The 13,307-nt window shown below is 40.0% G+C and carries 14 protein-coding genes and 2 tRNA genes; 8 read left to right on the plus strand and 8 right to left on the minus strand.

What is annotated here, in order from left to right:
- Positions 1-19 precede the first annotated feature (19 nt).
- On the minus strand, positions 20-1,639 hold the full coding sequence (locus tag ACTIEV_RS01990; RefSeq protein ID WP_322197138.1) for an NAD(P)/FAD-dependent oxidoreductase: 1,620 nt from the start codon (positions 1,637-1,639) through the stop codon (positions 20-22).
- Positions 1,640-1,682: 43 nt separating this feature from the next.
- On the minus strand, positions 1,683-2,057 hold the full coding sequence (locus ACTIEV_RS01995) for a DUF3127 domain-containing protein (protein ID WP_178887127.1): 375 nt from the start codon (positions 2,055-2,057) through the stop codon (positions 1,683-1,685).
- 111 nt (positions 2,058-2,168) lie between these two features.
- On the opposite strand from ACTIEV_RS01995, the gene ACTIEV_RS02000 reads away from it, so the two are divergent.
- The 5 genes from ACTIEV_RS02000 to ACTIEV_RS02020 all read left to right on the plus strand — a co-directional run bounded on the left by ACTIEV_RS02000 (position 2,169) and on the right by ACTIEV_RS02020 (position 5,783).
- On the plus strand, positions 2,169-2,912 hold the full coding sequence (locus ACTIEV_RS02000) for a 5'-nucleotidase C-terminal domain-containing protein (protein ID WP_322197137.1): 744 nt from the start codon (positions 2,169-2,171) through the stop codon (positions 2,910-2,912).
- Complete coding sequence (locus ACTIEV_RS02005) at positions 2,902-3,831, plus strand: bifunctional metallophosphatase/5'-nucleotidase (RefSeq protein ID WP_322197136.1); 930 nt, start codon at positions 2,902-2,904, stop codon at positions 3,829-3,831. Before ACTIEV_RS02000 ends, ACTIEV_RS02005 begins: the two co-directional genes overlap by 11 nt.
- 142 nt (positions 3,832-3,973) lie before the next feature.
- On the plus strand, positions 3,974-5,404 hold the full coding sequence (gene dnaA / locus ACTIEV_RS02010) for a chromosomal replication initiator protein DnaA (RefSeq protein ID WP_178887121.1): 1,431 nt from the start codon (positions 3,974-3,976) through the stop codon (positions 5,402-5,404).
- A 133-nt stretch (positions 5,405-5,537) separates the two neighbouring features.
- Positions 5,538-5,626, plus strand: a tRNA-Ser gene (locus ACTIEV_RS02015).
- Between the two features lie 83 nt (positions 5,627-5,709).
- Positions 5,710-5,783, plus strand: a tRNA-Pro gene (locus ACTIEV_RS02020).
- Positions 5,784-6,029: 246 nt separating this feature from the next.
- On the opposite strand, the gene ACTIEV_RS02025 is transcribed toward ACTIEV_RS02020, so the two are convergent.
- The 4 genes from ACTIEV_RS02025 to ACTIEV_RS02040 are packed head-to-tail and all read right to left on the minus strand — an operon-like array spanning position 6,030 to position 8,400.
- Positions 6,030-6,692, minus strand: a complete 663-nt coding sequence (locus ACTIEV_RS02025; protein WP_322197135.1) for a response regulator transcription factor — start codon at positions 6,690-6,692, stop codon at positions 6,030-6,032.
- 9 nt (positions 6,693-6,701) lie between these two features.
- Positions 6,702-7,454 carry a sensor histidine kinase gene (locus ACTIEV_RS02030; protein WP_322197134.1) on the minus strand — a complete coding sequence of 251 codons (753 nt, stop codon included), beginning with the start codon at positions 7,452-7,454 and terminating at the stop codon, positions 6,702-6,704.
- Entirely contained in the window at positions 7,424-8,065 is a 642-nt protein-coding gene (locus ACTIEV_RS02035) for a hypothetical protein (protein WP_322197133.1), read from the minus strand. Before ACTIEV_RS02035 ends, ACTIEV_RS02030 begins: the two co-directional genes overlap by 31 nt.
- Before the next feature lie 2 nt (positions 8,066-8,067).
- A complete protein-coding gene (locus ACTIEV_RS02040) occupies positions 8,068-8,400 on the minus strand; it encodes a hypothetical protein (protein ID WP_322197132.1) in 333 nt (110 codons plus the stop codon).
- A gap of 141 nt (positions 8,401-8,541) precedes the next feature.
- Between ACTIEV_RS02040 and ACTIEV_RS02045 the strand changes: the two genes are divergently transcribed.
- From ACTIEV_RS02045 to ACTIEV_RS02055, 3 genes are read left to right on the plus strand one after another with little or no spacing between them, the layout of a single operon-like run.
- A complete protein-coding gene (locus ACTIEV_RS02045) occupies positions 8,542-9,477 on the plus strand; it encodes a helix-turn-helix domain-containing protein (RefSeq protein WP_439515967.1) in 936 nt (311 codons plus the stop codon).
- Between the two features lie 42 nt (positions 9,478-9,519).
- Positions 9,520-9,975, plus strand: a complete 456-nt coding sequence (locus ACTIEV_RS02050; RefSeq protein ID WP_439515968.1) for a MauE/DoxX family redox-associated membrane protein — start codon at positions 9,520-9,522, stop codon at positions 9,973-9,975.
- Between the two features lie 17 nt (positions 9,976-9,992).
- On the plus strand, positions 9,993-10,244 hold the full coding sequence (locus tag ACTIEV_RS02055; protein ID WP_439515969.1) for a hypothetical protein: 252 nt from the start codon (positions 9,993-9,995) through the stop codon (positions 10,242-10,244).
- A gap of 222 nt (positions 10,245-10,466) precedes the next feature.
- Here ACTIEV_RS02055 and ACTIEV_RS02060 read toward each other — a convergent pair whose 3' ends face one another.
- The gene (locus ACTIEV_RS02060) at positions 10,467-11,966 is read right to left on the minus strand and encodes a TlpA family protein disulfide reductase (protein ID WP_439515970.1); all 1,500 of its coding nucleotides are present in this window, start codon (positions 11,964-11,966) and stop codon (positions 10,467-10,469) included.
- 9 nt (positions 11,967-11,975) lie between these two features.
- Positions 11,976-13,238, minus strand: coding sequence for a TlpA family protein disulfide reductase (locus ACTIEV_RS02065; protein WP_439515971.1), 1,263 nt, complete (start codon positions 13,236-13,238; stop codon positions 11,976-11,978).
- Positions 13,239-13,307 lie beyond the last annotated feature (69 nt).

Genomic DNA, 13,307 nt, shown 5'->3' on the forward strand with positions numbered 1-13,307 from the left:
AGAAAAGGGAGGTAAGTCATTACTTCCCTTTTTTTATGATCCTATCAGCAACTCTCTCCCCATCCATGGCAGCACTTACGATTCCACCGGCATAACCTGCACCTTCACCACAAGGAAATAAATTAATGATTTGAGGATGCGTTAATGTATCGGCGTCTCTGGGGATACGAACGGGGGAGGAGGTTCTGCTTTCTGTAGCTACCACTACTGCATCATTGGTATAATAACCACGCATTTTTTTACCAAAAGCTTGAAATCCGCCTTGTAAACTTTTATAAATAAAATCTGGAAGCACTTGTTCGAGAGGTGTGGAGCTTAATCCGGGTACATAACTGCAGTCGGGTAAATTGTTGGATAGTTTTCCGGAGCAAAAATCCATCATTCTTTGCGCCGGCGCTACAAAATGACCACCACCCGCCTGAAATGAACTTTGTTCAACTGCTTGCTGAAAATGCATGAGTAATAAAGGGTCCTTTTCAGTACTTGTATTTTTAGGGATGATGGTTCCATCCGGTAATGTCCATTTTCTTTTCTCAAAAAATTGAAAGGCGTCATTTTGTTCTACCTGAACTACCATGCCACTATTGGCATAGGGATTATTTCGTTTGCTGGGACTCCAACCATTCACTACCAGTTCACCCGGACTTGTTGCCGCTGGTGCGATGATACCACCCGGACACATACAAAAGCTAAAAACCCCTCTTTTATTGACTTGTTCCACCAAACCATAAGAAGCGGGTGGTAAAAATTCATCACGAATCGGGCAATGGTATTGAATGGAATCGATAAGTGCCTGTGGATGTTCAATGCGGACACCGAGTGCAAAAGGTTTGGCTTCTATCCCTATTTTTTTATCATGCAACAATTGGAAAATATCGCGGGCAGAATGTCCGGTAGCCAGAATGCATGCATCAGCGGCGATGGTATCCCCATCAGCCGTTTGAACTGCTTTGATGGTTTCTTTTTCCAGAATAAAATCAACCACTTTTTTTTCAAAGAGAAACTGTCCGCCACTATCGCGTATCTGTTCCCGCATAGCAGTAATGATATGAGGAAGTTTATTGGTGCCGATGTGTGGATGTGCATCATATAAAACAGACTCGCTTGCACCAAACTGATACAATAAATTCAGGATACGATTGATATCCCCTCTTTTGGTACTGCGGGTATAAAGTTTTCCATCACTATAAGTACCGGCTCCGCCTTCACCAAAACAGTAATTGCTTTCAGGATCAACAATGCCTTCTTTGTTGAGTTTGGCTAGATCTCGTCTTCTGGAACGAACATCTTTACCTCTTTCCAAGATGATCGGACAAATACCTGCTTCTATTAATTTGAGAGCGGCAAATAGTCCGGCCGGACCCGCACCGATGATGATGACTTTTTTTGTGGAATTCGCAACATCCTTAAATGAAACAGGAATAATATTTCTTACATGAAATGGTTCATCAATAAACGCCTGAACGGTGAGGTTGATCCATACCTGTTGTCGGCTTCGTGCATCGATGGAACGTTTGAGAAGATGATAACCGGAAATTTGCTCAATGGGTTTACCACTGCTTTGTGCAATGTACTGGCGAACAATAGGTTCATTCGCCGCTTCAGACGGCTTAAGCTTCAGTGTATATTGTTGTTGCATACTGTTAGGTATTTAGCCTAAAAAGTGTCAAAAAAATCTATGATTAAAAAGGAAGATCATCCACAACATCAGCCGGTGGGGGCATGTCATTATATGCATTACCTGCCGGTTGGTCTTGCTGTCCAAGCTTCACGGCTTCCATACGCCAGGCATCTAAATTGGTGATATAATTCTCTCTGCCGTCTTTTACCCATTTGGTCCCTTTGATATTGAATTGAACGCGCACATCGTCTCCAATAGTAAAACGGTCGGGCATTGCGGTTTTATCTTGAACGCATTGAAACTTTACATAATTGGTAATAACTCTTCCGCCAATATCTTCTGATTTTTCAATCACAAATTCGCGGGTTTTGAAGGTTTCACTTCTTTGAATGATATCAAATTTGGCTACTAATTTTCCTGTGATTTCGTACGACATTCATTTATAATTTATTAGCTGTAAAAGTAGGATTAAAATATTTTTTAAACAGAAAAAAAGCGATATGGGGTAGAATTATATTGTACCTTCCACCATTAACCACTAACTGCCATGTACAGGAGAAATTCTATTTTCTTGGGTCTATTTATTGCACTATCCTCCTGCAGTACTTTTTATCAGCCAACATCTTTACAGCACACACAATACAAGATCGATGCATCCATTCGGAGTGATTCATCTGTGGTAGGTATGTTGCAACCATATGCAACCAATATCAGCGCCACCATGAATAAGGTAATTGGTACATGTGCAGATACATATACCAATAAACGTCCGGAATCGGAGATCGGTAATTTTTTAGCTGATTGTTATAAAGAGATGGGCGAAAAAAAGTTTGCTCGAAAAATTGATGCTGCATTCATGAATGCTGGGGGTATAAGGAGTTATTTGTCAAAAGGAAATATTACCGTTGGAAAAATTTTTGAGATCATGCCTTTTGATAATATCCTGATTTTACAGGAATTGAAGGGGAGTGTTTTACAGCAGTATCTCGATGTAATGGCGGCTGATGGGGGATGGCCGGTATCGAAAGGGGTAACGCTGCAAATCAAAAATAAAAAAGCAGTCAACATTCTCATCCATGGAAAACCGTTGGATCCGAATGCAGTATATACTGTAGCACACTCTGATTATGTTGCCAATGGGGGAAGTGATTGTAGTATGTTAAAACCCATCCCACAGATCAATCTGGGGTACTTAATGCGTGATGCTATTGTAGAATATATTGATAGTCAAACCAAGGCCGGAAAAACCATTCAACCAGTCATTGAAAACCGTGTGACCAATGCCGATTAACAGACGAAAATTTATTCAGAATACCGGTGCCACATTGCTGGCTTCTAGCTTGTTGCCCTTGAGTAGTGTGGCGGCTGCAGAACCCGTTCAAAAATTAACCATCCTGCATACCAATGATGTGCATAGCCGTTTAGAGCCATTTCCAATGGATGGGAGTAGAAACCAAGGACTGGGTGGTGTGGCAGCAAGGGCAGCCCTGATTGCTAAGATCAGGCAGGAAGAAGAGCAGGTATTGGTATTGGATGCCGGAGACATTTTCCAAGGCACGCCTTATTTCAATATTTATAAAGGTGAGCCCGAGATCAAGGCCATGTCTGCCATGGGGTATGATGCCGCTACCATGGGCAACCATGATTTTGATCTGGGTATGGAAAACTTTGCTACTCAGTTGAAACATGCTTCTTTTCCCATACTGATCAGTAACTATGATTTTTCAGGCACTGCACTGGAAGGGAAAACAAAACCTTGGCAAATTTTTAAAAGAGGAGATGTACAGATTGGAGTTTTTGGAGTTGGAATTGAATTGCAAGGATTGGTCGCTGAAAATTTATATGGTAAAACCGTATACCGCGATCCGATACAAACCGCCAATGCCACTGCTGCTATGTTACATAAAAAAGGATGCGACTTGGTGATTTGTTTGTCGCACCTGGGCGATCGTTATCAGGAAAATAAAGTCAGCGATGAGATATTGGCAAAAGAAAGTTATGACATTGATCTAATTATTGGTGGACATACACATCGCTTCTTTGAAGAGCCAAGAAAGTATACCAATAAAAAGGGTGGAGTCGTGGCGGTAAATCAGGTAGGTTTTGGTGGTATTCAGTTGGGCAGATTGGAGTATGAATTTTCCCGGGCGAAGAAAAAAAATCTCGCAAATGCCCATACTGTGGTTATAGGGAAAAAAACAAGTGAATAAAAAATTTTTTTTTCAACATAAAGTCTACATATTCGCACCCCTGTATCTGTTTTTTTTCAACATTTCCACATGTGGGAAAAATAAGATAACTTGAAGGCAAAGACGAATACGTTAACTCATTATAAAATTGTTCATTTTTTGTATGGCTAAAAATGCTGAATCAGTTTGGAGCAATTGTTTGAAGATCATCAAAGACATTGTAGAATGGCAACATTTTAAAACATGGTTTGAACCAATTAATCCCGTAGAGCTGAAAGGAAATATTTTAATGATTCAGGTGCCCAGTCAATTCTTTTATGAATACCTGGAAGAGCATTATGTAAACCTGTTGGCGAAAACATTGAAGCGTGAGTTGGGAAAGGATGCGAGATTGGAATACCGTATCATGGTAGATAGTGGTAGCAATGGAAGAAATGGTTCCATGGATGTTCCTGCTAGCAACATGAAAACTTACAACAACAATGAAATGAATTTTCCACTGGTGATTGATAATCCCGTGAAGAATCCATTTGTAATACCCGGTCTCAAGAAAATGCAGATCGATCCTCAATTGAATCATATGTATACATTTGATTCATTCATTGAAGGCGATTGTAATAGGGTAGCACGTCGCGCGGGTAAAACGGTGGCAGAAAAGCCCGGCGCCAACTCTTTCAACCCATTGGTGATCTATGGTGGGGTTGGATTGGGTAAAACCCACTTGGCTCAGGCCATTGGTAACGAAGTAAAACGTACCCATCCGGGAAAAGTAGTACTGTATGTGAGCAGTGAGAAATTCATCAACCAATTTCAAGACCATAGTCGCAATAACGCCATTAATGACTTTATTCATTTCTATCAACTGATTGATGTACTCATTATTGATGATGTACAATTCTTTAGCAGGGCAGAAAAAAGTCAAGATGCATTTTTTGCCATTTTTAATCATCTTCACCAGAGTGGTAAACAACTGGTATTAACTTCCGATAAGCCGCCTAAGGATTTAGATGGCATGCAAGAACGTTTACTGAGTCGTTTCCGTTGGGGATTGAGTGCCGATCTGCAGGTACCTGATTATGAAACGCGTATTGAGATCCTTGAGCGTAAGATGAAGAATGATGGTTTGGATATGCCGAAAGATGTGGTAAAATACGTAGCGTATAATATCAATACCAATGTGCGTGAATTGGAAGGTGCTTTGATTTCTTTGTTGGCGCAGTCTTCACTCAATAAAAAAGATATTGATGTGGAATTGGCCAAGAAAGTGTTACGCAATTTTGTGAAGACCAGCAGCAAAGAAATCACCATCGATGCCATTCAAAAAATGGTATGTGAATACTTTGATGTTCCTTATGATAAGTTGTTACAGAAAACACGTAAACGTGAGATCGTTCAAGCCAGACAAATAACCATGTACCTGGCAAAGGCATTCACCAAAAATTCATTAAAAACCATTGGTGAGCATTTTGGAGGTCGCGATCATACAACTGTCATACATTCTTGTCAGACTGTAAAAGACTTGATGGACACTGACTCTATTTTCCGCGAAAATGTAATGGAACTAACCCAGAAAGTACAGTTGGCAGCCATGTAACTGTTTGTTAAGCCTGAGAAAAGAAAATATTTTCAAACCCCGGCATTTGTCGGGGTTTATTTTTTGGCAGATAGCTTTTACCTACCTATTTTTGCAGCCCTCTCTGAAAAGTGAGGTAGGCTAAAATCAGCCCGGTGAGGTGGATGAGTGGCTGAAATCAGTAGTTTGCTAAACTGCCGTACGGGTTAAACTGTACCGCGGGTTCGAATCCCGCCCTCACCGCTTTATCTGCCGAAGCTTTGGCGAAGGCGGATAAAAATAGTCGGATAACCGATCCATCTAAGCTAAAGTTTCGATGGAGGATTCGGGAAGTAGCGCAGGCCGGTAGCGCATCTGGTTTGGGACCAGGGGGTCGCAGGTTCGAATCCTGTCTTCCCGACTGAAAAGAGCATCAGTTTTTGATGCTCTTTTTTTATGCCTGTCAGGTCAAGAACAATATTATTTCACAAAATTTTACTCCATCTCTTTCAATATCGCTCATAGCAATAGAAATACCGATCGCGGAATTTTTACAAAATAAACCTTGAGAGGAAAGAAACCGTCTAATCAAGATGATGGGTACTATGTAAGTAAACGTTATGGCGAAGGGTTTAAAAAAATTTGATCCTGCGGAGAATGCATTTCATTACTCATCATAAGTATACAACCCTTGTTTGATTGCATACATGGCCATACCCGCAGCGGATTTAACCTCCATTTTAGCATAAATTCTGGCGCGTATATTTTCTATTGTTCTTCTTCCTTTACAAAGTGAAGCAGCCATTTCATGGTTCGACTTCTCCTGACAGATCATTTCAATAATTTTCATTTCTATGGCTGTGAAGACCGGTATCTTTATTTCTTTGTAAGGATTATAAGAACTATGACTGATCAACCGCATCAATTTTGTATTGGTGGTTTTACAGTAATACGGGTATCCTTTGCTTACTTGTTCGAGTGCATTGAAGAGCTCATGCTTGGGCATGTTTTTGGTCAGGTATCCTTTTGCCCCTGCTTCTAATGCTCTAACTATTGATATGTCATTCTCATAATTTGTTAATACGATACAATGTATGTGCGGGTGATTGGAAAGAATTTTTATAATCGCCTGTGATCCATTCATGATGGGCATTTTCAGATCCGTTAATACAATATGTGGCAACAATAAATCGACTTTGCGTACCAGATCTTCCCCGTTAAAAGCTTCTCCAACAATGGTATAGGTAGAATGATCTTTAAAAAAACCTTTGATTCCATCAACATACAGTTCGTGATCATCAGCAATTAATATTTTAATGCGGTGCTTCATAAACCTGTATTATTTCATGAGCGAGATGAGGGGAATATGGATGGTATAGTGTGTTCCTTGTCCGGGTGCCGTTTGAATATCCAATGTGGCATTCAATATGTTCACCCTTGATTGGATATGAGACAGCCCCGCTCCTCTACGCATCACTTGTTGATCTTTCCATATAAAGCCCATTCCATCATCAGACAATTCCATGATTAGCTTTTTGGGATCTTGTCTGATATTGCAATGAATCATGCTGCCATGTGCATGTTTAAGCGAGTTGATCAGAATTTCTTTGGTGATACGATAGATATGAATGGCTTTTGAAGGGGAAAATTGTTGATCATTCAATACAATCTTATACTGTATTTTGAGTACATGTGAAGAAGCGATTTCTTCGAATAATTCAATCATGGCCGCATTCAATCCATGGTTGTCTAGTGTTGCAGGAATAAAATCATAGGCAATTTCTCTGATCTTACTCCTGAGTTTTTGTACCTGACGGTAAATTTTTCTTTGAATGGAATGATGTGGGGTTGGATGTTGTTGAAGCAGAATACCGATGGAAGCCAATCCATTGCCTAACTCATCATGTAAATCATTGTACATTCTTCCACGTTCTGTATCAATCAATTCAATTTCTCTCGCCAATTGAGTTCGGTATTCTTTCATTTTAAAACGAAATTGCCTGAAAAGGGCTATCATGATCATAGCGATGAGTACTGTGAGAAACAATAAACTGGCTACAGCTAACGTGTAGTTGGTGATTTGGGTATCCATAAGATGGCTATGAAAAATGAACAATTGACCAGGATATTCAATATTGAAAGTAGTGACCAAAGGTGGATATAAAACTCAACCTGGTGTTCAAATGAAAATTGTTTGAACACATGAATAAAACCACGAAAGGTAAAATAGGCAAACAAAGAAAAACAAAGCAGCAGATCAGTTTTTTTATACCTGTCTGCTGCCTCATTCCATGTCAGTTGAGTCACTTTATCGATGCTTAACCAAATAACGACGAGCGAAGAGAAAATCCTAAAAATAGAATTACTGGTCGAGATACTGTTCCAATAGCCATTATCCAGTATCCAAATCAATATACCCAAAGTACAGGCACCCCATATCCAGCGATTGGTTGGTTGTTGAATCCGGAAGAAAAACCATAGATAACCCAAATACTCTATCAGCGTATAGATATTCGAGTTCACCAAATTGGTTCTATACAACCTGATCAGTATAAAACTCAAACTTTCATTCAAGAGACCAATGATCAGGATGCATAGAAATGGTAAGTATCGCTGGTGTATGTGCCGGTACCTTATTACCGCCATGGTAGCAGGTAATACAATGGAAAAAGCAGAAATGGATGCCAGCAAATACAAATTCATGTTTAGCCATTTAAGGGAGACGGGGGTGGGCAGAGGGGTGGACATTGTAAAGCATCCTCTAAAATAATGCCCTGATCCTCTTGACTGCTGACAGGGTTCAATGGGGGAAGTATATCCTGTCCGTTTTCATCGGCTGCTACTAAAACACAGCAGATACGGTTATCCGTCTTTCTTCCCAAATATATGCGAAAAGATTTGCATTCGTTTTGCTCCAATAATGCTTTGACGGAAGCGGCTGAAAAAGTTTCGGAATAGGGCATATCAGGTCCGGGGTTTTCCCTGAATCTGCTGGTGTAATCAATAGCTTGTTGCAATGAAATTTGATTGGGTTTCATATGATTTATTTTTTGTGCAAGCTACTGGTGGTGAATACTTTTAACAAGGTGGTAAATACCCTAAAAGTTGGTGGTAAATACTCTTTTTTGGAAAGAAAGCTTTTATCCCTTCCCATGAATACTTAGTTTAGGTTCCTCCGTATGTTCCTTGTATTGAATAACCATCGTATCCAATGGGAGAGGCAAGTGCCACCCGGCTGGGAACTGATTCATATCCCGGGAACGGAACTACGCTCCTGTAACACCCCTCATGGTATTGCTATATTATCGGAAGTGCAGATAGGCCTCTATTTATTTTCCATGCTCTATTTGTTTCGAAAAACACAAGCCCCCTGGCAGTTAAGATTGGCTAATGCTACCGCTTTTCATTGTGTATTTAGTTGCTCAGGTCAATGGCATGTACAATGTTCTCCAACAATTCAGCACTGTTTAACACCCTCTCAGTGCTATTGTTGGAAAGGATCTTCTTTTGAAATAGAACCCGTTATGGAAATCGGTACCATGTTGCAACTGTTATGGATCAGCAGTCAGGAACCACCCTTATCCATGAAGGCAACTGATAACGGAATTTTTGTACAAGCCAATGCAGGCATCTTAGAACAAATATTACAGTTAACACAGACTTCTTTTTTTCCTCAACCACGAGCATTTCATGAAAAGTTGATACAGGATCTATTCCATTCCATTCAAATTGTTGCTAGCCAACCACATCACTTTCCACATCGCTATACAGCTGCAGAATTGGAAACAATCAGAAGGGTGGCCATGCAGATGGAAAAGCATATCGATCAGCACCAATCCATTGCTGAATGGGCAGAGTGGAGTGGTTTGAATCGTCAAAAATTAATGGAGGGGTTTAAGTCTTTGTTCGGTACAACCATCTATGGATATTACCAAAACAAACGAATGCAGTATGCAAAAGAACTTTTATTGACCACTGATCAACCCATAAAATTCATTGCCAAAAAATTAGGCTATCGCAACACGACGAATTTTTCGATTGCATATAAAAAGTTTTTCGGAATAACACCGGGAGGCATGCGCAAAACAGGAGTGGATGCATCCACTCTCATATAAGTTGCTGCAAGTTGCATAATGGGCAGTCAGTAGTTTGGTCTTATGAAACGCAAGATCTATTTCCTCATTTGTTTTTTGCTGGTTCTACTATTTAGTTATACCGGTTTACAAAAGTGGATGCATATGCAAAAGACCCTTTATAATATGCGCAATCAGCTGTTTTCAAGACCGGTGGCTGATACGTTGGCTTATGGATTGCCTTTTGTAGAAATGGGGGTGGCGATTTTATTGATTTTTGTATCCACCCGAAAGCTGGGTTTATACCTTTCTTTCCTCCTCCTATTTCTATTTACAAGTTATGTAGCAGCCATATTATTGGGTGTATTTCATCGGGTGCCTTGCTCCTGTGGCGGCATCATTGATAGTTTGGGTTGGACAGCACATTTATGGTTGAATCTTTTTTTTCTTTTCATCAGTCTAATAGGTATTCGATACCATACAATATTCATGCATGAAACGGGGGTAGCCGAAAAACCGAACCAGAGTAGGCAATATTGATCATTAAATTTTATCGTATGAAAAAGTTTTCAATTTTTCTCTTGATGGCATTGGTCACAGGTATGCTCAGTGCTTTTACCCATTCCAACAACACTTCGTTGACGGATGCATATGGGTATGTTGATGGAACATGGGTTGCTGTTGATCGCTCCGAAGTCGGGGTAACTTTTATTTGTGAGCAAGGCGGTACGTATTGTTTGTACAATACGCAGAATTTCAATGACCCTGTTATTGAAACTGAGGGGACACATTTTGAGTTGATTCCTTAAGGTTGTTACTCCATCTACTAGGAATAAGAGGGATCCCATGATCCCTCTTATATTTTAAGGTATCCTATATTGGGTGGGTCATTATCTCTTACCATCTTGTATACATGTTTAAGTAGACTTATTTGTTAAGACCTGTGTTGAATGAGAGTGTATCCTTTTGTTACATACAGCCTCATTTTACCAAATGTTATTCTACCTTATATTTTCTAATCAGACTTTTTTTTATTGCATCGATTGCTCCAAGAGTTGCATAAAATGCTTTTTATCTGTTGGATTGACTGGGTTGGGTGGATTGGTAGAGATGAGTTTTCCATTCGGATCAATGATCAGCATCCTAGGGCTAGCAGTAAAGCCATAATGAAGGATCAATGGATGATTGGTACCTTTTCCTTCAGTATATAAATTGATATTATCGGGTTCGGTATACTTACCGGAAGCCACACTTTTTAGCCAGGTATCACGATTTATATCTTTACTGATACTCATAAAAATAATCTTGTCTTTTTCCTTCCATTCTTTTTTTACTTGCTTGAGTCCTACGGCCAATTGCATACAGGGCAAACAGCCTGTATGCCAAAAATCAATCACCACTGTTTTCCCTTTGAAGGAAGCGATGCTGACTTTTTTTCCTTTTGTATCTGTAAGTACAAAGGGGAATACAGGGCTGCCAATTCCAAACTTTGACGCGGCATCGCTTATAAAATTTGCATATTGTGGTTGTGTCATCCGGCTACTGCTTTCTTGCAACTGGGTACCCATACCCGTAACTTCAAACCCATGAGTCATATAATAGGCAGCAAGTGTAGCGATGGCTTTTTCTAATTGAAGCGGGCTCTCTTTTTCGAACCATTCCCAATAACTCTTGGCATCCAGTTGCCCTGAAGACTTGTATTTGATGTCTTTTGATGATCTATGGATGAGGTAATGCATATAGTACATGGAATGATTACGTCCCGAGTGGGAGACTTTTTTTAACCAGGGATCTGCTGCCATTTGTTGATTGAATACCTGTTGAATCGCTTTGTTTCGCTCAGCAGCATCGGGATATTTATTACTGTATGCTTCAAAAGCAGTTATCTGTCCAAGGAGGCCGGTTTGTTGCTGGTAACAGATATCTGCAAGCAGTACATCATAAGCCAAATTGCTAAGTTGCTGTTTCCATGACTGCAAAATTGCTTCTTTTTGTTGGAGGTCGCTTGTAATGAGTTGTTTTACAATTGGGAAGAATCGGTCAAAATACAAGGTATCCCATTGTGGGGGATAAGGGATTCCTTTTTGTATGATCACTCTTGTTAAACTGTCCAAGGATTTTCTAATTGCGTATTTAGCGATGGATGTACCGGCATATTGGATATTGGTTTCTTTGTTCACTGCTTCATTGGGTTGGAACAGGATTGAAATGGTATCTCCGGGTTCTACGAGATAATTGTATTGATTCCAAAGAGGGTTTCTTACAAATTTGATATCCATATAGGCAATGGAATCAAAGGAGGGAAGTTTCCAAACTACTTGTCCATTCCGGGGAATCAGTTTTGTGGTGATGGCCATTTTGTTACTACTTCCCAGCTTATGCGGATACAAATAGGTAGTAATTGTATCGGTTTGATCAGCCGGTATTTGTAGGGTCAGGATACTGTTCTTGGATTGGTTTTGTGATCTTCCTACTTGTGTAAGAATAAATAAGCAAGTGATTAAAAGGATGCTTTTATGAATGGTATACATATGATTGATTTAAAGGGTTATTTGGGATTTTGTTGATTGCTCCAAGAGTTGCATAAAATGCTTTTTATCTGTTGGATTGAGAGGGCGAGGTGGATTGGTAGAGATGAGCTTTCCATTCGGATCAATAATCAACATCCTAGGGCTGGCAGTAAAGCCATAATGAAGGATCAATGGATGATCGGTACCCTTTCCTTCGGTATATAAATTGATATTATCGGGTTCCGTATACTTACCGGAAGCCACACTTGTTAGCCAGGTATCACGATTTTTATCTTTACTGATACTCATAAAAATAATCTTGTCTTTTTCCTTCCATTCTTTTTTTACTTGCTTGAGTCCTACTGCCAATTGCATACAGGGCAAACAGCCTGTGTCCCAAAAATCTATCACTACTGTTTTCCCTTTGAAAGAAGCGATACTGACTTTTTTTCCTTTTGTATCTGTAAGTACAAAGGGAAACACAGGACTGCCAATTCCAAACTTTGACGCGGCATCGCTTATAAATTTTGCATATTGTGGTTGGGTCATCCGGCTACTGCTTTCTTGCAACAGGGTACCCATACCCGTAACTTGAAATCCATGATTCATATAATAGGCAGCAAGTGTAGCGATGGCTTTTTCTAATTGAAGTGGGCTTTCTTTTTCGAACCATTCCCAATAGTTCTTGGCATCTCTTTGTCCCAGATCGTTGTACTTGATAGCTCTCAATGATTTACGAATGAGGTAATGCATATAGTACATGGAATGATTACGTCCCGAGTGGGAGACTTTTTTTAACCAGGGATCTGCTGCCATTTGTTGATTGAATACCAGTTGAATCGCTTTGTTTCGCTCAGCAGCATCGGGATATTTATTACTGTATACTTCAAAAAAACCCATTTGCGCCAAGAGTCCGTTTTGTTGAAAATAACAGATATCAGCAAGCAGTACATCATATGCCAATTTGCTGAGTTGAAGACGCCACTGCTCTAAGATTGCTTCTTTTTGTTGGAGTATATTTTGATTGTCTTGTTGTGCCAAAGGGAAGAACCGGTCAAAATACAAGGTATCCCATCGTGCGGGGTATGGGGCTCCTTTTTGTGCAATCGCTATTGTTAAACTGTCTAAGGATTTTTTAATTGCGTATTTGGCGATGGATGTACCGGCAAATTGGATATCGGGTTCTTTTTTCCCTGCTTCATTGGGTTGGAACAGGATTGAAATGGTATCTCCGGGTTCTACGAGATAATTGTATTGACTCCAAAAAGTGTTATTTGCAAATTTGATATCCATATAGGCAATGGAATCAAAAGAGGGAAGCTTCCAAACTACTTGTCCATTCCGGGGAATCAGTTTTGTGGT

This window comes from Sediminibacterium sp. (genome assembly GCF_051861365.1).
GTDB lineage: Bacteria > Bacteroidota > Bacteroidia > Chitinophagales > Chitinophagaceae > Sediminibacterium.